This window comes from Candidatus Palauibacter sp. (assembly GCF_965197445.1).
Taxonomy (GTDB): Bacteria; Gemmatimonadota; Gemmatimonadetes; order Palauibacterales; family Palauibacteraceae; genus Palauibacter.
Genome location: NZ_CBDANE010000003.1, coordinates 452,429 through 476,115 on the forward strand (window position 1 = coordinate 452,429; position 23,687 = coordinate 476,115).

Consider the following 23,687-nt stretch of genomic DNA (forward strand, 5'->3'; position numbering starts at 1 on the left):
CGCTCAGAACAGCGCTAGGAGATCCAGCACCGGGACGCCCATCAGCGCCGACCGGCCCGTTCTGACCTGCACGAGGATGTCGATGATCTGGAGAGGCCTGAGTTCCTTGGCTGCCTCGAGCAATTCCTCGGGGACCGCGACATAGATGAGACCGTCACCGGGGTCCGGCGCCCGCGCGAGGAGGAACGGCTCGCCCTCATAGAAGTCGATACGCTCGGGCTCGGCCTCCTCCAGGGCCAGGAACTGAACGGTCCAGCGCAGCCGGACACGGGCGTAGTCGTCCGGACTCGCGCGCAGGGCGGCGGCGGACACTCCGGCGACCACTGAATCGCGATCCGCGATCACCAGCCGTTCGGAACGAGCCCAACCCTCGACGCGCACCCGCGTCCAGCCGCTGCGGCGCTCCAGCACCGTGACGGGCGTGCCCGTCTCGACGGTCACGGCGGCCCGACCCTCCGGTGCGGCGTGCAGGACGAGCGCGGCCTCTCCGGCCGTGAGTTCGCGCCCAGGGGCGACCAGGGACGGCCGTCGCTCTCCCTGGTTTTCCGCGGGACCCAGCGATGTGGAGACGGCGGTCAGCGCCGCCTCGCGCACCCACCCCGAGCGACGAACGCGGCTCCAACCGTCCCGGTCTTCCACCCGGTCCACCAGGAAGCCTTCGAGGAGCAGCCCCGTTGCGGGCCCCTCAGGCTCGACCCTGAGCCGTTCACCCCCCTGCGTGGTGATGATTCCGTTGTGGCCCTCACGCGTCGTCTCGGCGATGGTACCGGACGGGACCCAACCCTCGATCCGGACTTCCACCCAGGACCCGTCGGTGCGTTGGACGATGACTCTCGTGCCGTGCGCCAGCTCCGCGAGGCGTCGGCCGTCTGCCGTCTTCCGGAAGGTCTCCCCATCGAGGACGATTTCGCGTACCTGTGCCGACGTCAGCGAGGGCGAGCAGAGGACGAACACTGCGACCGGGAAGAGAATCCCGCGTCGCAAGCGGTTGCCGCGAGACGTTTTTCTGGAAAGGACCCCGTCCACCACCTACATTCCCCGCGCCGCGACCCCGTCTCGAGATGGGGTCTGTTCGATCCAGGAGCATGATCATCGAAGATATAGAAGCCGCGTCAAACCAGTGTCAAACAGACTGAGTCCGCGCCGGCGCGGCCCACTGGCCACCGGCCTGTTCCTGATCGGGCTGGCCGCGCTCGGTTCCTATCCCGCCACGCTCGAAGCGCAGGCCGAACGGATCGACTCGCCGTTTCGCTGGCGCGAGACGGGTCTTCGCGTCGGACTCTTCGCGGGTCACCACGCGGCGAACCGGGGCCGGCTCGAATTCGGACAGGGCCCGACTCAGGTGGTCGGCGCCAAGATGCGCGTCCGGGCGTCGAGCCCGCTCTCGCTCGAACTCGGCGCCACGTACGGAGCCGCGAATCGCTGGACGCTGGACGTGATGGCCGACGGCGGGCCCGCGATCGTCGACACCGTCGCCGCAGGCTGGCTACGGGCCGACGTCGGCGCGCAGATCGGCCTCACCGGAGCGCGGACCTGGAACGGATTCCACCCCTACGGGATGATCGGCGGGGGGTTCGTGTTCGGCATCAACGAGGGGGCCTCGGAGGCTCTGGCCGATCAGGCCCTGGAGCCGTTCCGCTATGACATCTCCACGGCCCCGCACATCTACGTGGGGCTCGGGTTCGAGATCTTTCCATCGGAGAAGATCGGCATCGGCTTCGAGATCCGGGACTACCTGCTTCGCCTGACGTCCCCGGATGGATATCTGTTCCCCGCCACTCTCGATGTGTTCGAGGCGTCGGGCGGGCCGGCGCCCGAGGGATCGGTGTGGGGGCACAACCCGGAGTTCGGCATCTCGATCTGGTACTACTTCTAGGGTTCGCGGACAGCGCGGGCCGACGCGGAGCGGGCGAGAATGAGCGACGCGGACTGGATCTCCTTCGAACAGGCGCTCGATCTCGTGCTGGGGGCCGTTTCGCCGCTCGGGACCGAGCGGGTTCCGCTGCCCGACGCCCTCGGCCGGGCTCTCGACCGGCGGGTCGAAGCGCTTGCACCGCATCCGCCGTGGGACAACAGCGCCATGGACGGGTTCGCGGTGCGGGCGGACGACGTACGAGGGGCCCGGGCGGATCGGCCGGTCATCCTGCCCATCTCCGACGACATCCCTGCGGGCGCCTTCCCCCGCGGCCCGCTCGATCCCGGCTCGGCCGCGCGGGTGATGACGGGCGCGCCGGTCCCCGAGGGCGCGACGGGCGTGGTGCGGGTCGAACATACGGACGGCGGCCCGGACGAGGATGTGCGGATCTTCGACGACGCCGACGCGGAGCGCCACATCCGCCTTCTCGGCGAGGATGTGAAGACGGGCGATACGCTCCTCGAACCCGGCGAGGAACTGGGAGCGGCGGCGGTCGCGCTGCTCGCGACGGCAGGCCGGGGCGAGGTCGAGGTAGGGCGGCGACCTCGCGTCGGTGTGCTCTCCAACGGAGACGAGCTGGTCGACCTGGACGAGTTCGAGGAGGTGCTTGCCGGCCGCAGGATCATGAATTCGAACGGGCACGCGCTGGCCGCGCAGCTCGCGGCCTCCGGTGCCGATCCCGTGCGGCTCGGCATCGCCCGTGACGACCCCGTCGACCTCCGACGACGCCTTGAACGCGCGGACGACTGCGATGCGATCGTGTCCGCCGCGGGGGTGAGCGTGGGCGAGCACGACTACGTAAAGCGTGTTCTCGACGAACTCGGGTTCGAGCGCTCGTTCTGGCGCGTGCGGATGCGGCCGGGGAGCGCCACGGTCTTCGGCACGCTCGGCGGCCGGCCCTTCTGGGGCGTCCCGGGCAATCCGGCCTCGGCGCTCGTCACCTTCGAGACGCTGGTGCGCCCCGCCATCCGGAAGATGGCCGGGTTCGCGCGACCGTGCCGTCGCTCGGTCACCTGTGTCGCGGGACAGGATTTCCGCGGTCCGCGGGCTGTCGTTTCCTTCCTCCGAGTGCTCGTCGCGTCGACGGAGTCCGGTGATCTCGTCGCGCGGCTGACCGGCCCGCAGGGTTCGGGAAATCTCGGCTCCATGCTGGCGGACGGGCTGCTCGCGCTGCCGGCCGGCACGGATACGGTCAGGGAAGGCGCACGGGTGCGGGTGATTCCGCTCAGGGAGTGGGCGAGCCCAACCGCCTGAAGATCAGACGCGAACTACCGCCGCCGCCATCGTGTAGCCACCACCGATCGCGGTCAGCACGATCGTGGCCGGATCGGGTACGGGCCCATGCTTCCCGCGTACGACTTCGTCCAGGGCGACACCCACGGTCGAAGCCGACATGTTCCCGTAGCGGGCGATGTTGTGCACGACCTGCCCTTTCGGCAGCTCCAGCTGCTTCTCCAGGCCGCGCGTGATCCGCATGTTCGCCTGATGCGGAATGACGAAATCCACGTCGGCCCAGCTCAGTCCCGCGTTTTCGAGCGCCTGCTCGGCGACCTCGGCCATCTTGATGATCGCGTTTCGCAGGATCCGCGGGCCGCCCTCCATGTGAAGGATCGGGATCCGGTCATCGTCCCGTCGCCAGCTCTGACCCACGAGGTACAGCGGGTCGCGGGCGAACAGGCCCGATGCCGCCGGCGGCCCGAGCACACCTCGATCACCCTCGCAGCGCTCCAGCACGGCGGCCCCTGCGCCATCGGCGAACACGGCCGCGGTACGCACGTCGGTGTAGTTCACCAGGCGGGTGAGGGCGTCGCCCGAAATCACGAGCACCCGGTCCGCCATTCCGCTGACGATGGCCGACCACCCCGCACCGATCCCGTACACGAATCCGGCGCAGGCCGCGTTGATCCCGTACCCCCCCAACCGCGGATTTCCGATTTTCCTGGCCACGGTGCACGCGACGTTGGGGACGTCGTCGGAGGGAGACACGGTGGCCACATAGACCTGGTCGATCTCGTCGGCCCCGAGACCCGCCGCCTCCAGCGCGGCCAGACCGGCCTGGGAGCACATATCTTCCGTGGTCATGTCGCTGTCGGTGGGGATTCGCCTGCGCGACTCGATGCCGGTGACCTGGCGTGCCCACTGGTCGAAGACCTCCGGCCCGGAGAGTCCTTCCGCGCCCTCGACGTGCCTGAGTGCGGATCGAGCCTGCTCGACATCGAACGACTCGCGGAGGGTACCCATCTCGTAGAGTTGGAAGTTGTCGACGGTTTCAGGTGGAAGGTAGCTCCCCGTACCCGTCACGGCCGCACTCATTCTGGCTCTCAAGGCCCCTCCATCAGACGCAAGATGTGACGATCCCCATTGAATTTGGAGAGTCCGAGAGTATACGCGGGGGGTGGGGAGCGCTGCTAGCCTGCCGCCGCGACGAGAGAGCGGTTGGCAGATCGCGCGAGCAGGGAGCGCTCCGCAGCCGAGCGCGCGGCTTCGGCCAACGCTCGAGTCGGGCACGCCCTGGTCGGCATTACGCGGGCGCATTCGCGTATGGTCGCCCGGGACCAGCACGACTCGGGCTGTCCCGCGCCGCACTCGCGTACGAGCAACTTCACGCTGGCGGGTAGTCGAAGTACGGCGTCGCTGTCAAACTCTTGCGAGACGGCGTACCGGACCAGATCCTCGGCCAGTTCCAACTCGACCCCGGCATCGAGGAGTTCCTCGAGCGAGACCACCAGAATCGCGAAGTCGGCCGGCCGGTCGCGGCCGAGGGTGGCCAGGAGTCCGCGCGCCACACCGCGGCGCAGCGCATCAGCCGCCTTCTCGAGCGCGATCGGCTCCGCTTCGGGACCCACAACGGCCGCCGCAGCCCGCAACTCTTCGGCGAAGGTGTTGACCGCCGTGAGGACGACCTCGGGGTCCATCCCCTTGGCGACCCCCTCCATGGCCTTGTCGATCAACAGGCCGCGGGGAAGACCATCGCGTACGCCGGCCTCGATGACCGAGAGAGTACGGGCCGCATAGACCGCGCCCAGATGACGGCTGAAGCGGGCCCGGGTATCCTGGCCCGCGAGCGGATCACCTGCCAGCACCGTCGCGCCGAGGAGCACGGCGCCCAGGAGACGACCCGAAATCGAGCGCCGGGGCATTGGGAGCACCCGGTGCTAGGGAGCCAGCGAGCGGGCACCCGCACCGCCGGTAATGGCGATCACCGCGTTCTGGTTGCCGTATCCGTCTTCCACATAGCGTTCCGCGTCCGGATCCGTGATCCAGGTCTCGCCGTCCACGAGGAACATGTACTTGTGGACCCCAGGCGGGAGGCGCACCCGACCGGACCACACGCCGGTCCCGTACGGATCGGCCAGCGCAATCTCGGGCTGCCACTCGTTGAAGTCGCCGGCGACGTGGACCGATGTCGCGCCCGGCGCCTCGAGGCGGAACTGCACGTAGTGCATCTCCTCTCCCAGGAATGTCGTGGCCGCTCCCGCAGGTTCGGACAGCACGTCTTCACGAGGCAACAGCAGGAGAGTCGCCAGCACGGCCGCGGCCGCGAGTCCGAGCCAGGGTCGCACGCGTACGGACCGCGGGTGCACCCACCAGTCGACGAGACCCAACCACGGGCGACGCCCTTCCGTCCGGATCGCGTCGAGGACTCTCGACTCGAGCCCGACCGGGGCACCCTGCACTCCCGACTCGCGGACATCCGAGAGGAACAGATCCCACCGTTCGGCGTCCCCCGCCAGGTCCGGCGGAAGTTCCGAGCGCTCGATTTCTCCGTCCAGATACAGCTTCAGATCGTCGTTCATCGATAATTCTCTAACAGCACCTGTAACTGATCTCGCGCCCGATGGACGCGCATCTTCAATGCGGACACGGAAGCTCCAAGCTGCTCCGCCATCTCTTCGTACGACCACCCTTCCACATGCTTGAGCACGAAGGCTTCGCGCTGCTCATCGCTCAACGACTGCAGGGCCCGGTAGATCTGTTCGCCTATCTCCGCCCGCTCCGCCCGCGCCTCCGGGAGGCCCCGCGTCGCGGTCAAGGGTCCGACCGACTCCAGCGAAACTTCCCGCTTCGCTCGACCCTTCAACTGATCCTTGCACAGGTTGACGGCGATGCGAAACAACCAGCCTCCTACCCGCTCCGGATCACGGCATCGGTCGAGTCTGCGGAAGCCCCGGATGAACGTGTTCTGCACAACATCGGCCGCGTCGTCGGCACGACCCGTCATCCGCTCCGCGTATCGGTACAGCACGTCCTTGTATCGGCGGACGAGAACCCCGTAGGCATCCCGGTCGCCAGCCAATACCGCCGACACCGCCTCCGCGTCGCTCGGTTCTTCGCGTGGAACCCGACCCTCCGGCCCGATCCGAAAGATCTTCTCTTCGTGGATAAGACGACCTCCACGGGGTTGGGGTCACTCGATCCGATTCTCGGGTCCCCTACAGCACTCCTTCGGGACCCGGAACCCAACCGTTGGAACTTAGCGGAACCGTGGTTCCGCAACTACCTTGCGCGCGTGAACGCCGGGAACCACGTCACCGACGAAGGTCACGACTCCGCGAGGCGGGCGGCGCCGGACCTGGTCGATCTCCCCACGCCCGCGCTCGTCCTCGATCTCGATGTCCTCGAGAACAACCTCCGGATCATGCAGGCGCGGGCGGATGCGCTGGGAGTGCGGCTCCGCCCTCATGTGAAGACCCACAAGTGCGTGGAGATCGCTGAACTGCAGCGGGCCGGCGGGGCGACGGGGTTCACCGTGTCGACGCTGGCGGAGGCCAGGGTCTTCGCCGAAGCCGGATTCGACGACATTGTCTGGGCCTTCCCTCTCAACCCATCCCGGATCGCGGAGGCGGCCGAACTCTCGCGACATACCGCACTGGGCGTGACGGTGGACTCCGAGACGGCGGTGGACGCGCTCGAGGCGGCGGGCGCACGCTTCTCCGTATGGCTCGAGATCGACTGTGGATATGGTCGGTCGGGGATCCCGCACGACAGCGAACGCGCCGTGAAGCTCGCAGCACGGATCTCGGCTGCGGGGACGCTCACTCTGCGAGGTTGTCTGACGCACGCCGGCCACACCTACGCGGCGGACTCGCCCGCCGCCATTACGGCGCTGGCGGAAGAGGAGCGGCGGGCGATGGTGGCGGTGGGCCGGGCGCTCCGCGCGGCGGGGATCGAGCCCGGCACGCTGTCGGTCGGCTCCACACCCGGCATGAGCCGGGTCGAGACGCTTCGGGGCGTCCACGAGGCGCGACCGGGCAACTACGCCCTCTACGATTACTCGCAGATGCGTCTGGGCTCCTGCACTCTGCGGGATTGCGCGGTCACGGTGCTGTCGACGGTGGTCTCCGCCAGCGGCGGATCGAGCGAGGCGATCGCCGATTGCGGGGCGCTGGCCCTCTCCAAGGACCTGGGGCCGGACGACCCGCCCCACTATGGGCGGCTCTTTCGCCATGTGGCGGGACACGAACTGGGTGACCACCGTGTGACCTCGGTGAGCCAGGAACACGGGCGCCTTTCCGGCCCCTGCGCGGTCGGGGAGAAGATCCGCGTGCTCCCCAACCACGCATGCCTCACCGTCGCGCACTTCGATCACTTCGATGTCGTGAGAGGGCGTCGCGTGGTCGATCGCTGGAGGATCAGGCGCACGCGGGACTAGAAGCCCGCCGGGCCTGCCGCGCGGTCAGGGGGCGCGTGCCAGGGCGATGAGCTGGGCGAGGATCGAGACCGCGATCTGCTCGGGCGACCGGGCCCCGATCTCGAGTCCGACCGGACCGTGGATGCGGTCGCACACCGCCTCGTCCAGGCCGCGCGCCAGGAGGGCTTCCCTGCGCTTGCGCTGCGTCCGGCGTCCGCCCAACAGGCCGACGTAGCCGCAGCGGGAGGTGAGCGCGGCCTCGAGCGCCGGCTCGTCCAGCTTCTCGTCGTGCGTGAGGACTACAACGCTTGTGCGCGGGTCGAGATCGAGCGTCGCCATCGCCTCGTCGGGCCACCGGGCATCGAGCCTGGCGGCTGCGGGGAAACGTTCCGGCCGGAGGAACGCCTCCCGCGGGTCGATGACTACGACCTCGAAGCCGGTCCGGTGCGCCATGGCGCACAGCGCGTGCCCAATCGGCGTCGCCCCCACGATGACGAGGCGGGGCGGAGGGACGAAGGATTCGACGAACACGGCGCTGTCGGGGTCCCCATGCACGAGTTCGACGACGTGCGCGTCCGACCGGCCGAGCCACTCGGCGACGCGGGAGCGCGCAACCCGGTCGAATTCCGCGGATCCCAGAGTTCCCAGCGACCGGTCCGTCTCGAGGAGAAGTTGGCGCGAGCCCGTCGGCGCCCCGATGCCGGTGAGGAGGACGCCCGGCGCGCCGGCCTCGTGGAGCTGCCACAGCCGCTGCCACACCGGGTCCCCGGGATCGTGCAGGTCGAGCAGGACGTCGATTTCCCCGCCGCAGGAGAGGCCCACGCCCGCGGCCATCTCGTCCGTGATCCCGTAGGTGACCGTGGCTGGCGCGTCGCCACCCAGCAGAGCGGAGAGCCGTTCGTGCAGATCGCCCTCCACGCAGCCGCTGGAGATCGAGCCGCTCAATTCCCCGGCCCCCGAGATGGCGAACCGCGCGCCCGGTGGAAGCGGCGCCGACCGGCGCACCGCGATCAGCGTCGCGACGGCGATCGGATCGCCCCGCCCGGCCCAGCGTGCGAGATCGTCGCGGACGGCCCGGAGACTCAAGCCGCTAGTCGCCCTGCCGGGCTTCGCGAACCGCCTCGGTAAGCGCCGGTAGAACCTCGAACACGTCCCCTACAAGGCCATAGTCCGCGACACCGAAGATCGGAGCGTCGGCATCGCGGTTGATCGCTACAATGACCTTCGCCGTGCGCATGCCCGCCAGGTGCTGGATCGCCCCACTGATCCCGACCGCGAAATAGAGGTTGGGCGACACCGTCTGGCCGGTCTGCCCCACCTGTTCACCGTGCGGGCGCCAACCCGCGTCCACCACTGCCCGGCTGGCACCGAGCGCGGCCTCCTCGCCCAGAGCTTCCACCAGCCCCTCGAGCAACGGCCAGTGCTCGGGCCCCTGCATGCCCCGGCCGCCCGAGACCACGATGGTCGCTTCGCTCACATCGAGACGGTCTCGATCGCCCTGCTCCACCGCGACGGTGCGAACGCGGCTCTCGATGCCGCCGAGATCGAGCGTGGAGACGTCCCCCGCCGCGGCCTGCTCGACGGGCGCAAAGACGTTGGCCCGAATCGTCATCACGGCCGGGCTCCGGCCGAACCTCAGCGTGGCGATCGCCTTCCCCGCGTACATGGGCCGCCGGACCACGATCTCGCCACCCTCCAGCCGGCAGTCGATGACCTCTGACGCGACACCGCGCCCGAGGCGGGCGCCGACGCGGGGGGCCAGATCTCTTCCCTGTGCCGTGGCCGCGAAGATGACCGCACCGTAGTCCCCGGCTTCGACCACCCGGGCGACGGCCTCCGCGGCAACGTCCGGCTGGCACATGGCGAGAGCATCGGATTCCCCGACGAAGATGCGGTCGGCACCGAAGCCGCCGAGCCGCACGGCCGCCTCTTCCGTTCCCGTCGGACCGAGAGCGACGGCATGCGCCTCGCCCCCCAGTTCGTCGGCGAGCCGACGACCCAGCGTGACCGCCTCCCGCGACGGCCGCCCGGCCGACCCCTCACGAATCTCGGCATAGGCGAGCACATCGGCCATCAGAGAACCCCCGCTTCCTCGCGCAGCGCGCGCATGAGGTCGGGGACAGCGTCGGAACCCTCGCCGATAATGCGACCGGCCGCGGGTGCCGGCGGTTCCTCCAGACGGATGAAATCAATGGTGGGGGCGGAAAGGGTCACCTGGCGCTGCTCCAGGGGCTTTCTCTTCGCCGCCATGATTCCCTTCAGACTCGGATAGCGCGGCTCGTTGAGGCCCTTCTGCGTCGACACCACGGCCGGCAGCCGGAACTCTAGCACCTCGTGTCCCCCCTCGACTTCGCGCCGAGCCGTCGCCTCTATCCCATCGATCTCGAGCCCGACCACGACGGTCGCGCACGGCAGGCCCAGGAACTCGGCCACCATCTGCGGGACCTGCATGTTGTCGTCATCGATGGCCTGCTTCCCGAACAGAACGAGATCGTACTCGCGGTCCCGGATCTCGTCCGCAAGCGCCCGCGCCACCGGGAGCGCGTCGTGCGAGCCGTCGCACTCGAGGAGCACGCCCTCATCGGCGCCCATGGCGAGCGCCTGACGAATCGACTCGACGCTCTGCGGCGGTCCGAGCGCGATCACCGTCACCCTGCCTTCTCCCGCCTCTTCCTTTCGGCGGATGGCGTCCTCGAGCGCGAACTCATCGTAGGGGTTCACGACGTACTTGACGCCGGCCGGGTCCAGCCCCCTCCCGTCCGGAGTTACTCTTACCCGGGTCGCCGAATCCGGGACCCGCTTCATACAGACGATTGTTCTCATATCGGAAATCAGGTGGGGTTCAGGCGTTCTGATAGGTGTCGATCTCGTCGTTGCTGAGGGAGCACATGCGAAACGCGATGATGTCGATGAGATCGTCCGTCACGTCCTTCTGGCGGAGAATCCTGGCCCGTTTGTCCTCCGAATCGGGCCGCGCTTCGCGAAGCTTGACGAGCCGCACCGCCAGCCAATCGAGGAAGTCGTGCACCACATCGCGGTGCTCGCGGTCTCGATCCGGCTCCCCGTTCGGAGCCCTCGGCAGGAAGGCGTCGATGAGCGCGAGCAGCCCCGGGAAGACCATCTCGGTGAGTTCCTCGTCACCCATCAGTTCTTCGTCGGTGATCTCCTCCCAGCTCATCTCGTTCCAGTACAACTCACACGCCTCTTCGAACAGATGCTGACGAACCTCCGGTGACGCCTTGCGCAGAACGATGTCGCCGGGCGCGAGTCTTCGGCCGATGACTTTTCGCATGCCGCGGATGCGTTCCCTGACGAGGGTCCGGCCGGCGAGGGCGTACGCATCATCGTAGGGTTCCGCCGTGGCGGTTCGGGGTTGCGTTGCGTTGTTCACGGGGCCGAAGATGCGATGGCCCCGGTCAGGGAACAAGCGCCGGGGCCGACGCCGCCGTGGGCCGGTGCAACGGCCGGCATCGAGGGGGTGTTACCCAAACGATGGTGACGTCTTTGGCGGAAGACACGCGAACGCAGAGGCAACGACCGGACGCCTCGACCCGCCCCGGCTCCCGGCCCGAAGCAGCGCCGGACCCGGGCGCGGACGAGCCCGGCCTCGTGGAGGCCGTGCAGGCTGGCGATGTGCAGGCGTTCTCGCAGTTCGTGACGCGGTACACGGACCCGGCGTACGCGGTGGCCCTCTCGATCCTGCGGCACGAGCAGGACGCGGAAGACGCGGTCCAGGCAGCGTTTATCCGCGCGCTGGAGCGAATCGGGCAGCTGCGGCCGGGGAGTCGCTTCGGACCGTGGTTTTATCGCGTGCTGCGGAGCACGTGTCTGAATCTCCGTCGGCGGGAGCTGTTACGGACACATTCCGAACTGACGGACACGGCGGCGTCGAGAGATGACCCGCACCGGGAGTTCGAGCGGAGTCAGGCCCGCGGCCGGGTGTTCGATGCGCTCGAGCGGCTTCCGGAACGGCAGCGGACGGCAGTGATGATGTACGATCTGGAGGGATACGATCACGCCGAGATCGCCGGGATTCTCGGGATCGCGGTCGGTACGTCGAGGGCGAACCTTCACCACGGTAGACAGGCGCTGCGCCGGATTCTCAGCGAGGACGCCGGGTCTCCCAGCGATGGAGGAGAGGAAGATGAATAACAGGGATCAGGGGCGATCCGGCCGGCGGGAATCCGAGTGGCCCGAGTACCTGGAGCCGCTGCGGCCCGATCAGATCACCCGGCGCCGTCTGCGCCGGAGTGTGATGGCCGCGGCGGAAACGTTGCTCGAGCGCCGGCCGCTCTCCTGGATCGACGTCACGGCCAGATGGTCGGCGGCGCTGACTCCGATCGCGGCCGGTCTGCTGGTCGCTGCCGGGGTGACGCTCTATCGCCTCTCGCTGCCCGGTTCGTCCCAGCTGTCCGCAGACCCGGGTCCGGAGCCGGTCGGGCTGGTACGCTCGCTGGCGCCGGATGCGGAGGCGCCGCCCGCGCTGCTTATCGATTTCGTCGAGCCCAGTCGCGACGCGGTCTTCGCGGCCGCGTTGATCAGCCCGTAACGCGCTGAAACGCGAGCGCTGAAGGGTGCGTATGGACACTTCAAGATTCCGGGCGATGCTGCTGCTGGCCCTCGTCTTCGCGGCCGGGGCCGTCGTTGGCGTGGCCGCCGACCGCTTCAATCTCGCCGTGGCCGCCGACCAGGCTGGCGAGTCGGAGGACGGAGGGCCTGGCGAGTCGGACGCCCGTGGCGGGGATCGTCGCGGCGGACAGACGGCGATCGAGGAGTTCGCGGATGAACTGGGCCTCACGCCCGAGCAGCGGTCGCAGATCGAGGGCTTCCTCGACCACTACCGCGAAGGCGCCAGGAGCCTCCGGGAGGCCGTGCGTCCGCGGTACGGGGCGCTGATGGACTCCGTTCGGACGCAGATCGAGTCGGTGCTGACGGAGGAGCAGGTGGAGGGCTACCGTGACCACCTGCGGCTGCGGTATGGCGGAGGTCGGGATCGAGAGCGGGGGCCGACGGACGGGAGCGATTCCGGCCGAAACGACTGAGACACGAAAAGGCAGCCCCTCCGGGGGTGAGGAAAACGATGACGATTCTACATAGATGGGGACGCGAAGGCCGGCGGATCGCCGGTCTTCGTCGGTGGGGGTTCGCCCTTGTGCCGGGGATTCTGCTCGCGGCGGCATCGACCCCCGAAGCGGCGTTGGCGCAGGTACAGGCGACGGACATCGACAATGTCCGAGCCATCACGGTCGACGAAGCGGTCGAGATCGCGCGTCGCCGCAACCCCACGCTGCTCCAGGCCTTCTCGTCGATCGAGATGGCCGAGCACAACCGGCTGAACGCCTTCGGGCAGTTGCTGCCCAGCCTGAATATGAACTTCGGCTACCAGAACTCGTCCACGGGCCGCATCGACCCGCTCGGTGAGGGCATCGTCGCTACGAGTTACTCTACGCGGCTCACGGCTTCCTACAATCTCTTCAACGGGTGGAGCCGGTTCACCGACCTGAAGGGCGCCCGCCTGGGCGTCGTCGAACAGAACGCCCGCTACAGGGAGGTGGAGTTCCAGGTCATCCAGCAGGTGAAGTCGCAATACGCGGCGACCGTCGCGGCGCGCGAACTCGTCTCCGTCGAGCAGCGCCGCGTACAGCGGCAGGCGGACCAGCTGGAATTCGTCCGACAGCAACTGGAGCTGGGGCGAGCGACGCGCTCGGACTCCCTCCGCTCGCAGGTCGACCTCAACAACGCGCGGCTCGCGCTCCTGAACGCCGAAAACAACGCCCGCACGACGACGTTCCGGCTCACCGAGGCCGTCGGGTCGGAGACGCTGGTGGGACCGATCGCCGGGGCGGAGCTCGCCGAGACGCCGATCACCTTCACCCGTGACGAACTGTTCGCGATAGCGGACGTGTCCGCACCCTCGCTGCAGTCCACGTCCGCGGCTGTCCAGGCGGCGGAAGCTGCGGTCTCCAGCGCGCGCTCGGGCTACCTGCCCTCAATCTTCATCGGCGGCGGCTGGGGATGGTCGAACCAGGAATTCCCCCCGAGCAGCCGCTCGTGGCAGTTCTCGGTGAGTGGTTCCTACCCGCTCTTCAACGGCTTCCAGCGCGAGACACAGGTGTTTCGCGCCCGGGCCACGGCGGATCAGGCCCGGCAGTCCGAGCGGGCGGCGCAGCTCAATATCAGCTCGGAACTCGACGCGAGGTACGCCCAGGCCCAGTCCGCGCTCGCGGGCGTGGACCTGGCGTCACAGAACGTCGAGCTGAGCGAAGAGAGCCTCCGTGTGGTCCAGGAGCGGTACCGGCTCGGCCTCGCCACCATCCTCGAGCTCCAGGACGCGCAGATCACGCTCACGCAGGCCGAGGTCGACCTCGTCACGGGGCGGTTCGACTACGAGGTCGCGGTCGCGGCGATCGAGGCGCTGCTCGGCCGGAGACTCGACCAGCCCTGACCCGGCACGGCGGAATCCCGCCGCCCGTGCACTCGTCGTTTCAACGTCCCGATGGCCACGGGTGTCCTCTCAGCGTGCCTTTGGCGGCGTGCGCGCGCCCCTGCGAGTCGCACCCCGGACCTGACACGAGACGAGACTCCGATGTCGATATTCCAACGCTCCCGACGGCGCTCCGCAGCCCCCGACGGGATCTCATGCCGGACCGCTGTTCTCATTGCGCTCGGCCTGGCGGCCGTTGGGTGCGCAACGGGCGAAGCCAACGAGCCCGAACAGATGCTCCAGACGTTGAACGCGACGCGCCAGACCATCGTGTCCAGCGTCGAGGCGACCGGGACGATCGAGCCGATCCGCATCATCGAGGTGAAGTCGCAGGCCGGCGGCGAGGTGTTGGCACTGCCCGTCGAGCTGGGCGACAACATCGACCAGGGTACCCTGCTCGTGCGGATCGACCCGCGGGACGTCAACAACGCGTTCGCGCAGGCGCAGGCCGACCTCGACGTGGCCGAGGCGCAGAACGCTGTCTCGACACTGCAGCTGGACCGGGCTCGGGCGCTTCACGAATCCGACATCGTCACGGCGGAGGAACTGGAGAACGCGACCCTCTCGGCGGCGAACGCAAGGGCGTCGCTCGTCCGGGCGACGACGAACCTCGAACTCGCCAAGGACAAGCTGGACGATGTGACGCTTCGGGCGCCCATCACCGGGACGATCGTGGAGCGGATGGTGGAGGAGGGTCAGGTCGTCACCGGGACCCGGGATCTGACGGGCGGCACGGTGCTCATGCGGATGGCGGACCTCAACGAGGTCCAGGTGCGCACGCTCGTCGACGAGACGGACATCGGCCGGCTGGATCCGGGGCTCCCCGCCGACATCACGGTGGAAGCCTACCCGAGCCGGACTTTCCGGGGAACCGTCCTCAAGATCGAACCACAGGCGGTGGTCGAGCAGAATGTGACCATGTTTGCGGTGCTCACGCGCATCGCGAATGAGGAGGATCTGCTGCGGCCGGGGATGAACGCGGATGTCGAGATCGTGATCGGCCGCCAGGAGGATGTGCTGGCGGTGGCGAACAGCGGGATCAAGTCCCAGCAGGAAGCGGCCCAGATCGTGGAGGCCCTTGGGATGGACGCCGATGTCAACGCCCTGTTGAGCGAATTTCAACGGCAGAATCGGCCGCCGGAGCAGCCGGGAGCCGCGGACGGAGCCGAGAGCGCGGACGGAGCGGAGACGTCGGAAGAGGAACCGCAGATCGGCGGCGTCCCCATGTCCGAGTTCCAATCGATGTCTCAGCAGGAACGCATGCGCGTGTTCCAGGACCTGTCCGACGACGAGCGCCGTCAGGTGATGCAGCAGTTCCGCGCCGCCGGGATGGGCGGCGGACGGGGAGGCGGACCCGGCGGAGCCCGCAGGCGGCCGGACGAGCCCCGGCCGGCGTTCGTGTTCAGGTACGACGAAATGGGGACGCTGGACGTCAAGCCCGTCATGATCGGCCTCAGCGACTTCGACCACACGCAGATCGTCCAGGGGCTTGAGGAGGGTGAGGAGATCGTCGCCGTTCCCTTCTCCCTCATCCAGCAGCAGGAGTTCCTGGACCGGATCCGCAGCAGGTCGGGGCTGCTGGGCGTCGGAGGAAGGCGATGATAACCGGATGATCTTCTTCGAGATCCTGCGGGTCGCGATGGATGCGATCCGGGCCAACAAGCTCCGTTCGTTCCTGACCATGCTCGGCATCGTCATCGGCGTCGGCGCCGTGATCACGATGGTGGCCCTCGGCGAGGGGGCACAGCGGCGCGTCGAGGACCAGATCGCCGCTCTCGGGACCAACGTGCTGACCGTGCGCCCCGGACAGGGGATGTTCCGCGGCGTACGCGGCGGATCGAGCGCGCGGCTGAGGGTCGGAGATGTCGAGGCGGTGCGGAACGGAGCTCCGGCGCTGCTGGAGGTCGCACCGGAGATGCAGGGACAGCTTCAGGTCCAGTTCGGACGCAACAACGCGAATGTCCGGATTCTCGGAACGACGCCCAACTATCCGCGCATCGGCAACTACACGGTCGTCCTCGGCAGGTTCTTCGATGAGTCGGAGAACCGGGGCCGGCGGCGCGTTGCGGTGCTCGGGGGCGCGGTTCCGGCCGTACTGGGAACCGCGCCGGCCGAACTCGTGGGTCGGACGATCTCGATCCGGAACATCTCGTTCGAGGTCGTGGGGGTTCTGGAGGAGAAGGGCGGTCAGAGCTGGTTCAACGAGGACGAGCAGATCTTCGTTCCGCTGGAGACGGCGCAGTTCCGGTTGTTGGGGACGGACAGGGTCAACCAGTTCAAGGTCGTCGTCGAGAGCGAGGCCGCGATCCCCATCGCCATGGTGCAGATCGAGGATGTGCTCCGGCGCGAGCACCGTCTCGGACTGGGACGGGAGAACGACTTCTGGATCTCGGACAGCGCGCAGTTCCTCCAGACGCAGCAGGAGACGACGCAGACCTTCACCATGCTGTTGGCGGGCATCGCAGCGGTCAGCCTCCTCGTGGGGGGCATCGGCATCATGAACATCATGCTGGTGTCGGTCACGGAGCGGACGAAGGAGATCGGTGTGCGCAAGGCGCTCGGCGCGACGAAGGGCGCGGTGCTGCTCCAGTTCCTGTTCGAAGCCACAACGCTTTGTTTGACGGGGGGGATCCTGGGAGTCGCCTTTGCGTACGGCGCGGCGGAGGTTCTCTCGCGGTCGGCGGGCTGGACCATGGCGATCGCACCGGAGGCGATCGGCCTCGCGGTTCTGTTCTCGGCCGCCGTCGGCCTGTTCTTCGGCATCTGGCCGGCACGTCGGGCGGCCGGGCTCGATCCGATCGTCGCGCTGCGGTACGAATAGTCTGCCGCTTCGGACAGCCTTTCGCAGCACCCCTTCGTCACGCCGGATTGGCGGTACGCCGCGGGCGGACGTATGGTCCCGACGTGAGCCCTGACAGCCGCGGTGTCTTGCCGCGGGCTGTCGACGAACCCGGTCCCCGGCGCGATCGATGAGCGTTCCGCTGACAGCACTGCCCGATACCGCCCGCGTGTGGATTTACGGGACGGACCGTCCGCTGGCCTCCCCGGAGCGTGAGGCGCTGATGGCCGACCTTCGCGCCTTCGTCGACGAGTGGACCGCGCACGGGGCGGCGCTCAGAGCCGGTGTGGAGTGGGTTGAAGACCGCTTTGCCGTGATCGCTGTAGACGAAGCGTCGGCACCGGCCTCGGGCTGCTCGATCGACGCCATGGTGCGGCGGCTCGCCGCGTTGGAAACGCGCCTCGGCTGCTCGCTGCTCGATGGCACGCGCGTGTTCTACCGCGACGAGTCCGGCGCGATCGAGGGCTGCAACCGGGCCGCCTTCCGGGCGCATGCGGCCTCCGGAACCATCGTTGAGTCTACACCCGTGTTCGATCCGACCATCGAGAGGCTGGCGGAACTGCGGGCGGGGGAGCTGGAGCGGCCGGTCGCCCGTTCATGGCATCTGCAGCTCACAGGCCACCCCGCCGGACGGTCCTGATCCGGGGACCGGCATGACGGAAGGCCCGGGGGGGGACGCGGGGGACGCGGTGGAGGGGAAACTGGCCTTCGCCCTCTCCGGCGGCGGCGCACGGGCCGCCTACCAGACCGGCGTCCTGTGCCACATCGGTGAGCGGCTGCCGAGACTTCGGATCCCTCTTCTCACGGGCGTCTCGGCGGGCGCGATCAACGTGGGCTTTCTCGCTTCCTATCGGGGCGACTTTCGTCAGGCGACGCGCGCCCTGAGGCGGCGCTGGCTCTCGCTGACGAGCGAAGAAGTCCTGCGGACGAATCCGACCTCCCTGCTCAAGGTCGGGGTCCGCCTTGGTGGTTCCCTCCTCGGCGGCGGAAGCGGCCTCAGTCCGGAGTTCCGCAGTCTCGTGGACACGGCACCCCTGCGTTCGTTCATCGAGCGCAATCTTGTCATGGGGGCGATCGGGGAGCGGATTGGGGCGGGATTCATCGAGGCGATCGGTCTCACGGCGATGTCCTATCAAACCGGGCGCGCGGTGCTCTTCGTACAGGGAGAGTCGCTCTCTCGGCCGGGGCCGTCGAGTTCCCACTACCGGCTCGTCCGGACCAACATCTCGGTGGACCACATTCTGGCATCGGCTTCGATCCCCCTCCTCTTCCCGGCGGTCAAGCTGGGGCAGCAGTACTACGGGGACGGGAGCTTCCGGACCGCCGCGCCGCTCGCCCCGGCGATCCACCTGGGCGCCGACCGCATCTTCACGATCTCGGCCCGCTACCGACGATCGGCGCTCGAGGCGAGACAACCCGATACGACGCGCTATCCGCCCCCGGCGAGGGTGCTTGGGCTGCTGCTCAACTCGGTCTTTCTCGACACGCTGGACTGGGACGCGGCGGCGCTGCGCAGGATCAACCACCTCGTCGGCAACCTCCCGCCCGAGGTGACGGAACGCCAAGGTCTGCGCCACGTTGACCTGCTCATCCTGCGGCCCTCCCGGGACATCGGGAGGCTGGCGCGCGAGTTCGAGATCGAGTTGCCGCGCGCGCTGCGGTTTCTCGTGCGGGGCCTGGGCACGCAGGGGATCAGGAACGCCGATTTCCTCAGCTATCTCCTGTTCGAGAGTGAGTACATCCGGGCGCTCGTGGAACTGGGAGAGGCCGACGCCGAAACGAACTGGGACCGTATCGAGGCGTTTCTCACCTGACTGGGCACGTGAAGATCGTTCACTTCGCCGACCTCCACCTGGACTCGCCGTTCGCCTGGTGCGAGGCGACCGGCGACGTGGCCAGACGACGCCGCGAGGCGCTTCGCGAGACCCTGATCGCCGTCGTGCGTCTGACGCGTGAATCGGGCGCCGACGCGCTCTTCTGCGGTGGCGACCTGTACGAGCACGACCGCGTGACGCTGGATACGGGGGAGTTTCTCCGTCAGCAGTTCGCCTCTCTCGACCCGGTGCCCGTCTACATCGCACCCGGCAACCACGACTGGTACGGGCCGGGGAGCCTCTACGCGACGGAGTGGAGCCACAACGTCCACATCTTTCGCGACGCTACTCTGCAGCCCATCCATCTCGCGCCCGGCATCACGCTGTGGGGCGGCGCGCACTGTGCGCCTGCCAACACCGACAACTTCCTCGGGGGCGGCTTCCGGGTGGAGGGGCCGGGGGTCCACGTCGCACTGTTCCACGGCGCGGAACAGTCATGGCTGGCCGCGCAGGGCGAGGGGAAGGCGCCCCATGCCCCGTTCGAGACGGCAGAGATTCAGGCGGCGGGCTTTCGCCACGCGTTCCTCGGCCACTATCACCGGCCGGCGGACGGCGAGCATCACACCTATCCGGGCAATCCCGACCCGCTCCAGTTCGGGGAGGACGGCACGCGCGGGCCGGTTGTGGCGACTGTGGCCGCCGACGGGACGCTGGAGCGCGAGCGGCATGTCGTGGCAGTGACGCAAGTCCACGAGCTCGCGCTGAACGTGACCGGCTTCACGAGTCGGCAGCAGATCCGGGACGCACTGCGCGAAGAAGCCGAGGGGCTCGCGGGGCTCGCGCGCCTCACCGTCAGCGGCGACCTGGAACCGTCTCTCGACCTCCAGGAGGACACGATACGGGAGCAGTTGCTCGAGACGTTCGAGGCGGTGCGGATCTGGAAGTCGGGGCTGCATCTCGCGTACGACCTCGATGAGATCGGTGAGGAACCGACGGTGCGGGGACAGTTCGTGAGGGATGTGCTGGGCGCGGAGCTGCCGGAGGACGAGAGGCGTCGTGTGCTGAGGATGGGACTCCGTGCGCTCGACGGGCGAGACGATCTCGAGGTGCTCTGATGCGCTTCGAGTCTGTGACCGCCCACAAGTTCGGGCCCTTCCGGGATGAGACGCTGAACTTCGGGCCCGGAATGAATGTCGTCTACGGTCGGAACGAGGCCGGCAAGTCCTCGTGGCACGCCGCGCTCTATGCCGGACTCTGCGGCTTGCGTCGCGGGAAGGGGGCGGCGCCCAAGGCGGAAAGACACTTCGCCGAGAGCCACAAGCCCTGGGGGATTGACGAATGGGAGGTGGGGGCGACCATCGAGCTGGCGGACGGCCGCCGGGTGGAGTTGCGGCACGACCTCGCGGGGAAGGTCGACAGCAGCGCGCTGGACACCAGCGTCGCGAACCGGGACTACGCGAGCGAGATCATCTTTGACGGCGCGCCCGATGGCTCGCGCTGGCTGGGACTCAACCGCCGGTCGTTTCTCAGCACGGCTTGTGTGCGACAAGCGGATATTCTCAAGGTCCGGGACAATCCGGAGTCGCTTCAGGAAGACATGCAGCGGGCCGCAGCGACAGCCGGGGCCGATGCGACGGCGGCCGCCGCGCTTCAGCGGCTCGGCGAATACCTGAAAGAGCGGGTCGGCTCGAAGCGGGCGCCCACGAAGCCCCTGGTGAAGACGGGGCGTGATGTCGCGACCGCGCGCGACGTGCTGGGGGCCGCGCGAGAGGCCCACGCCGACTATGTGGGGCGGCGAGCCCGGGTCGAAGAGCTGGAACGGGCCGTAAAGGACGCCCGGTCGAGAGTGGAGGCCATGCAGGCGGTGCTCGCCGAGGCGGAGGCGGACGCGTTCGCGGACCGGCTGAGGGATGTCGAGGCCTTGTCCGAACAGTTTACCGAGGGCGCGCCTCACCCGCCGCCCGATGGGGGCGAGCTCGAGCGAAGGGTCACCGAGGCGCTCACGACGTGGGGCAATCTTCCCGTCCTGCAGGAATTGACGGGGCCTTCGGCGCGGGAACTCGCAGAGAGAATCGACCGGCTCCAGCGTGAGGTGCTGGCGGCCCGCGCGGTCGTCGCGGAAGCCGGCGCCGAGGAGACCGAACGCCGGGTCGACCGCGCTCTCGAACTGAAGACCCTCTTCCCGACGGGTGCGCCACGCATCTCGGCGGCCGAGGAGGTACACGCCAACCAGATTCGGGATGCCCTCCAGGAGTGGGCCTCGCTCCCCACGCTCCCGGCCCCTGTCGGGCCGAGCGTGGAAGAACTCGAACAGGCACTGACGAGCTTCGACAGGCGGCGTCAACCCGATCCGGAATCGTCCCGTTCACGAAGACCACAGTCGTGGCTCGCGATGTCGGTCATCGCTGCCCTGGGAGGGGTCGCGATCGCCCTGCTGCTGCCTGACTACGGTGTCGCGGGCTTGATCCTCGCGGTCGGAGGAGCCGTGGGGGCCCTGTCGCTTAGGCTCGCGGGGCCACGCCCGGACGCGAACATCGCGCTCGCACTCGACGTGAAGCGCGACGGCCTGGCGCAACAGTTGAGGGCGCGGCGGAGCGAGCAGGCAAGCTACGACGCCGGCCTCCGCCGCCGTAATGACGTGATCGAGCGACTGCGAGCCCTGGCCGAACTCGATGAGGAGGAGGTTGTCGCACCGGACGCGCTGGCCCAGCGCATACGCGGTCGACAGGAGACATGGCGGAGAGAGAGAGAGGCGGCCGACGGGCTGGCTCCGCAGTGGGACGAACTCCAGGGGCTGCTGGGCGGTGTGTCGGTGGACGACCTCGTGGCCGAGGCCGGTCGGCTTCACGCAGAAGCCGACCGGATCATCGGGTCTTCGGACCAGGTCCGCCTGGCCGAGCTGCGGACGAAGGAGCTCACCGGAAGCGATCTCGCCGAGATCGAACGGCAGGCGGATGAGCAGCGTCGCGCTTTGGAGGAGCAGCGAGCGGAGCGTCTCGCGGCGGAGGACCGGCAGCGGCGGGACACGGAGCGGATCGAGGCGGCCACGGAGAGACTGCGCGAGGCCGCCGCGCAGATCGGCGTGACCGACGACGACGCGGACGGCTTGGCATCCGGGCTGGCGGAGTGGCGAGATGGCCGGGTACGGATTCTCGCCGAGGCGGGGCAGCGGGGCGAGTCGTGGGATCGGCTGCAACAGCTGCTGGGCGAGCGTACGCTGGACGAGTTCGCCGCCGAGGCGGAGCGGCGGCGCGCAGGGGCGGTCCGGCTCCTGGATGGGGTCGCCGCGCGCACCCTTGCCGAGGTCCGCGAAGGACAGCCTACCGGCGAAATGCTGATAGACCTTCAGTCGCGAGCGGAGTCGGCGCGCGAGGAGTGGCTGAGCGCGCGCGGGCGGCTCGCCGAACGTGAGAAGCACCTCCCCAGCGTTGCGGACGCCGAGGACTCCCTGGCGGCCGCGGAGCGTGAACAAGCTCGAATCGCGCGACTGAAGGCCACGCTGGACAGTACCATCGACTTCCTCGAACAGGCGCAGGAACGCGTCCTCCGCGACATCGCGCCGATCCTCACGAGCACGGTCCTCGAATGGCTGCCCCGCGTGACGCAGGGTCGGTACACCGGGTGCCGAATCGACCCCGAGTCCCTGCTGGTGGAGGTCCGGACGACGGGGGGCCGTTGGCGGCGTGCCGAGTTGCTGTCGCACGGCACGGCGGAGCAGGTCTACCTCCTGCTCAGGTTCGCACTCTCCCGACATCTGACGAGAGAGGGTGAGACCTGCCCTCTCATCCTCGACGATGTCGTGGGCGCATCGGATGCTGAACGCAAACGGACGGTACTCCGCACGCTGCGGTCACTCGGAGAATCGACGCAGGTGATCCTCTTCACCCACGAGGACGATGTCCGGGATTGGGCGAAGCGGAATCTCGAAGCGCCGAACCACCGCCTGATCGAACTTGCGGGGCCACGGCCTGAAACCGGGGGGCTCCCGGCTACTTGAACGCCTTGGAGCTGGTGGAGTGGCCGGGGTTCACTTTCGCGCTCGGATCCAGGTAGTGCACCGCGTTGTTGACCGCGATGGCGGCCTCGCCGAAGCCGGTGGAGATCAGTTCCAGCTTGCCCTCGTACGTGGCGATGTCCCCGGCCGCGTATACACCGGCGATGTTGGTCTGCATGCGCGAGTCCACCAGGATCGCGTTCCCCTCGAGTTCGATCCCCCATTCGGCGATCGGACCAATGTTGGGAACGAACCCGATAAGGGCGACGATCTCGTCGACCTCGATCCTGACCGTTTCCTTCGTCTTCGTGTGCTGGAGCGTCGCGGCTTCCACGCGGTCGGTCCCGTGGATCTCTGTCACCGTATGGAAGGTCCGTAGAGCCAACTCGCCCCGGTCGTGCGCGCCCTCGACCTGCTCTACCGTGCGCTCGTGAGCACGGTATCGGTTCGACCGATGAATGTGGGTCAGCTCTCCGGCGATCTCGCGCAGAGCCCAACTCCAGTCGAAGGCGGAGTCACCTCCCCCCACGATGAGAACGCGCTTTCCCCGGAATGATTCGGGATCCTTCACATGGGCGGTCAGACCCCGCTTCCAGAACTCATCCCACCCCGGGACGGCCAGCGTCCGACTCTTGAACGCCCCTTTCCCTCCGGCGATTACGACGGTTCGCGTGGGACGAGGTCCCTCGTCCGTGCGGAGATCGAACGCTTCTTCCCCGGGGTTGAGCTCGAGGACGCGCTCTTCGAGGCACACCTCGGCGTCGAACTGCAGGGCCTGCGTTACGAGATCTCGCGCCAGGTCCTTGGCCAGGACCCTCGGAAACCCGGCTACGTCGAACACATCCTTTTCGGGATAGAGGGCCGTCAGCTGGCCGCCGAGTTCAGGGAGAACATCGATGATCCGGGCGGAGACGCCCCGCATTCCGGCGTAGAACAGCCCGTAGAGACCGGTGGGACCGCCTCCAATGATCGTGATGTCGACTGTTTCGGTGCGCACGCCTTCGTCGTC

Annotated in this window: 23 protein-coding genes; 13 read left to right on the forward strand and 10 right to left on the reverse strand. The window is 68.4% G+C overall.

What is annotated here, in order from left to right; genetic code table 11:
• Window positions 1-3: 3 nt before the first annotated feature.
• Window positions 4-984, reverse strand: a complete 981-nt coding sequence (locus tag ACN9M6_RS02670; RefSeq protein WP_419161367.1) for an SH3 domain-containing protein — start codon at window positions 982-984, stop codon at window positions 4-6.
• Window positions 985-1,120: 136 nt separating this feature from the next.
• Between ACN9M6_RS02670 and ACN9M6_RS02675 the strand changes: the two genes are divergently transcribed.
• Both ACN9M6_RS02675 and glp read left to right on the forward strand, forming a co-directional pair.
• Window positions 1,121-1,876, forward strand: a complete 756-nt coding sequence (locus ACN9M6_RS02675) for a hypothetical protein (protein ID WP_419161368.1) — start codon at window positions 1,121-1,123, stop codon at window positions 1,874-1,876.
• 39 nt (window positions 1,877-1,915) lie between these two features.
• Window positions 1,916-3,169, forward strand: a complete 1,254-nt coding sequence (glp, locus tag ACN9M6_RS02680; RefSeq protein WP_419161369.1) for a gephyrin-like molybdotransferase Glp — start codon at window positions 1,916-1,918, stop codon at window positions 3,167-3,169.
• A gap of 3 nt (window positions 3,170-3,172) precedes the next feature.
• On the opposite strand, the gene ACN9M6_RS02685 is transcribed toward glp, so the two are convergent.
• The 4 genes from ACN9M6_RS02685 to ACN9M6_RS02700 form a co-directional block, all read right to left on the reverse strand.
• Window positions 3,173-4,228 (reverse strand): 3-oxoacyl-ACP synthase III family protein, encoded by a 1,056-nt coding sequence (locus ACN9M6_RS02685; protein WP_419161370.1) that lies wholly within the window; start codon window positions 4,226-4,228, stop codon window positions 3,173-3,175.
• Between the two features lie 95 nt (window positions 4,229-4,323).
• Entirely contained in the window at window positions 4,324-5,055 is a 732-nt protein-coding gene (locus ACN9M6_RS02690; protein ID WP_419161371.1) for a hypothetical protein, read from the reverse strand.
• Between the two features lie 15 nt (window positions 5,056-5,070).
• Window positions 5,071-5,712 (reverse strand): isoamylase early set domain-containing protein, encoded by a 642-nt coding sequence (locus ACN9M6_RS02695; RefSeq protein WP_419161372.1) that lies wholly within the window; start codon window positions 5,710-5,712, stop codon window positions 5,071-5,073.
• Window positions 5,709-6,212, reverse strand: coding sequence for an RNA polymerase sigma factor (locus tag ACN9M6_RS02700; RefSeq protein ID WP_419161373.1), 504 nt, complete (start codon window positions 6,210-6,212; stop codon window positions 5,709-5,711). Before ACN9M6_RS02700 ends, ACN9M6_RS02695 begins: the two co-directional genes overlap by 4 nt.
• 81 nt (window positions 6,213-6,293) lie before the next feature.
• Here ACN9M6_RS02700 and ACN9M6_RS02705 point away from each other — a divergent pair, with 81 nt between their 5' ends.
• A complete protein-coding gene (locus ACN9M6_RS02705; protein ID WP_419161374.1) occupies window positions 6,294-7,568 on the forward strand; it encodes an alanine racemase in 1,275 nt (424 codons plus the stop codon).
• A 24-nt stretch (window positions 7,569-7,592) separates the two neighbouring features.
• Here the strand turns inward: ACN9M6_RS02705 and ACN9M6_RS02710 are convergent, their stop codons facing one another.
• From ACN9M6_RS02710 to ACN9M6_RS02725, 4 genes are read right to left on the reverse strand one after another with little or no spacing between them, the layout of a single operon-like run.
• Window positions 7,593-8,633 (reverse strand): XdhC family protein, encoded by a 1,041-nt coding sequence (locus ACN9M6_RS02710; RefSeq protein WP_419161375.1) that lies wholly within the window; start codon window positions 8,631-8,633, stop codon window positions 7,593-7,595.
• A gap of 4 nt (window positions 8,634-8,637) precedes the next feature.
• On the reverse strand, window positions 8,638-9,621 hold the full coding sequence (locus ACN9M6_RS02715; RefSeq protein WP_419161376.1) for an electron transfer flavoprotein subunit alpha/FixB family protein: 984 nt from the start codon (window positions 9,619-9,621) through the stop codon (window positions 8,638-8,640).
• Window positions 9,621-10,370 carry an electron transfer flavoprotein subunit beta/FixA family protein gene (locus ACN9M6_RS02720; RefSeq protein WP_419161377.1) on the reverse strand — a complete coding sequence of 250 codons (750 nt, stop codon included), beginning with the start codon at window positions 10,368-10,370 and terminating at the stop codon, window positions 9,621-9,623. The genes ACN9M6_RS02715 and ACN9M6_RS02720 overlap by 1 nt, the downstream gene beginning before the upstream one ends.
• Window positions 10,371-10,389: 19 nt before the next feature.
• A complete protein-coding gene (locus ACN9M6_RS02725) occupies window positions 10,390-10,974 on the reverse strand; it encodes a hypothetical protein (RefSeq protein ID WP_419161378.1) in 585 nt (194 codons plus the stop codon).
• A 77-nt stretch (window positions 10,975-11,051) separates the two neighbouring features.
• Here ACN9M6_RS02725 and ACN9M6_RS02730 point away from each other — a divergent pair, with 77 nt between their 5' ends.
• The 10 genes from ACN9M6_RS02730 (at window position 11,052) to ACN9M6_RS02775 (ending at window position 22,681) form a co-directional block, all read left to right on the forward strand.
• Entirely contained in the window at window positions 11,052-11,699 is a 648-nt protein-coding gene (locus tag ACN9M6_RS02730; protein WP_419161379.1) for an RNA polymerase sigma factor, read from the forward strand.
• Window positions 11,692-12,096, forward strand: coding sequence for a hypothetical protein (locus ACN9M6_RS02735; RefSeq protein ID WP_419161380.1), 405 nt, complete (start codon window positions 11,692-11,694; stop codon window positions 12,094-12,096). Before ACN9M6_RS02730 ends, ACN9M6_RS02735 begins: the two co-directional genes overlap by 8 nt.
• Before the next feature lie 31 nt (window positions 12,097-12,127).
• Entirely contained in the window at window positions 12,128-12,589 is a 462-nt protein-coding gene (locus ACN9M6_RS02740; protein ID WP_419161381.1) for a hypothetical protein, read from the forward strand.
• A 38-nt stretch (window positions 12,590-12,627) separates the two neighbouring features.
• On the forward strand, window positions 12,628-13,992 hold the full coding sequence (locus ACN9M6_RS02745; RefSeq protein ID WP_419161382.1) for a TolC family protein: 1,365 nt from the start codon (window positions 12,628-12,630) through the stop codon (window positions 13,990-13,992).
• Window positions 13,993-14,133: 141 nt separating this feature from the next.
• Window positions 14,134-15,633 carry an efflux RND transporter periplasmic adaptor subunit gene (locus tag ACN9M6_RS02750; protein ID WP_419161383.1) on the forward strand — a complete coding sequence of 500 codons (1,500 nt, stop codon included), beginning with the start codon at window positions 14,134-14,136 and terminating at the stop codon, window positions 15,631-15,633.
• Between the two features lie 7 nt (window positions 15,634-15,640).
• On the forward strand, window positions 15,641-16,852 hold the full coding sequence (locus ACN9M6_RS02755) for an ABC transporter permease (protein WP_419161384.1): 1,212 nt from the start codon (window positions 15,641-15,643) through the stop codon (window positions 16,850-16,852).
• 148 nt (window positions 16,853-17,000) lie between these two features.
• Window positions 17,001-17,510, forward strand: a complete 510-nt coding sequence (locus tag ACN9M6_RS02760; RefSeq protein ID WP_419161385.1) for an ABC transporter ATPase — start codon at window positions 17,001-17,003, stop codon at window positions 17,508-17,510.
• A 13-nt stretch (window positions 17,511-17,523) separates the two neighbouring features.
• A complete protein-coding gene (locus tag ACN9M6_RS02765; protein WP_419161386.1) occupies window positions 17,524-18,684 on the forward strand; it encodes a patatin-like phospholipase family protein in 1,161 nt (386 codons plus the stop codon).
• Between the two features lie 8 nt (window positions 18,685-18,692).
• Entirely contained in the window at window positions 18,693-19,799 is a 1,107-nt protein-coding gene (locus ACN9M6_RS02770; RefSeq protein WP_419161387.1) for a metallophosphoesterase family protein, read from the forward strand.
• Entirely contained in the window at window positions 19,799-22,681 is a 2,883-nt protein-coding gene (locus ACN9M6_RS02775) for an AAA family ATPase (RefSeq protein ID WP_419161388.1), read from the forward strand. Before ACN9M6_RS02770 ends, ACN9M6_RS02775 begins: the two co-directional genes overlap by 1 nt.
• Here ACN9M6_RS02775 and ACN9M6_RS02780 read toward each other — a convergent pair.
• Entirely contained in the window at window positions 22,674-23,675 is a 1,002-nt protein-coding gene (locus ACN9M6_RS02780) for an NAD(P)/FAD-dependent oxidoreductase (protein WP_419161389.1), read from the reverse strand. The two genes, ACN9M6_RS02775 and ACN9M6_RS02780, sit on opposite strands and share 8 nt — an antisense overlap.
• Window positions 23,676-23,687: the final 12 nt, after the last annotated feature.

Excerpts from the sequence above, each read along its gene's own strand:
- ACN9M6_RS02760 (WP_419161385.1), top strand. The coding sequence starts at position 17,001 with ATGAGCGTTCCGCTGACAGCACTGCCCGATACCGCCCGCGTGTGGATT.
- ACN9M6_RS02735 (WP_419161380.1), top strand. The coding sequence starts at position 11,692 with ATGAATAACAGGGATCAGGGGCGATCCGGCCGGCGGGAATCCGAGTGG.
- ACN9M6_RS02750 (WP_419161383.1), top strand. The coding sequence starts at position 14,134 with ATGTCGATATTCCAACGCTCCCGACGGCGCTCCGCAGCCCCCGACGGG.
- ACN9M6_RS02720 (WP_419161377.1), bottom strand. The coding sequence starts at position 10,370 with ATGAGAACAATCGTCTGTATGAAGCGGGTCCCGGATTCGGCGACCCGG.
- ACN9M6_RS02745 (WP_419161382.1), top strand. The coding sequence starts at position 12,628 with ATGACGATTCTACATAGATGGGGACGCGAAGGCCGGCGGATCGCCGGT.
- glp (WP_419161369.1), top strand. The coding sequence starts at position 1,916 with ATGAGCGACGCGGACTGGATCTCCTTCGAACAGGCGCTCGATCTCGTG.
- ACN9M6_RS02715 (WP_419161376.1), bottom strand. The coding sequence starts at position 9,621 with ATGGCCGATGTGCTCGCCTATGCCGAGATTCGTGAGGGGTCGGCCGGG.
- ACN9M6_RS02755 (WP_419161384.1), top strand. The coding sequence starts at position 15,641 with ATGATCTTCTTCGAGATCCTGCGGGTCGCGATGGATGCGATCCGGGCC.
- ACN9M6_RS02775 (WP_419161388.1), top strand. The coding sequence starts at position 19,799 with ATGCGCTTCGAGTCTGTGACCGCCCACAAGTTCGGGCCCTTCCGGGAT.
- ACN9M6_RS02685 (WP_419161370.1), bottom strand. The coding sequence starts at position 4,228 with ATGAGTGCGGCCGTGACGGGTACGGGGAGCTACCTTCCACCTGAAACC.
- ACN9M6_RS02740 (WP_419161381.1), top strand. The coding sequence starts at position 12,128 with ATGGACACTTCAAGATTCCGGGCGATGCTGCTGCTGGCCCTCGTCTTC.
- ACN9M6_RS02765 (WP_419161386.1), top strand. The coding sequence starts at position 17,524 with ATGACGGAAGGCCCGGGGGGGGACGCGGGGGACGCGGTGGAGGGGAAA.
- ACN9M6_RS02695 (WP_419161372.1), bottom strand. The coding sequence starts at position 5,712 with ATGAACGACGATCTGAAGCTGTATCTGGACGGAGAAATCGAGCGCTCG.
- ACN9M6_RS02690 (WP_419161371.1), bottom strand. The coding sequence starts at position 5,055 with ATGCCCCGGCGCTCGATTTCGGGTCGTCTCCTGGGCGCCGTGCTCCTC.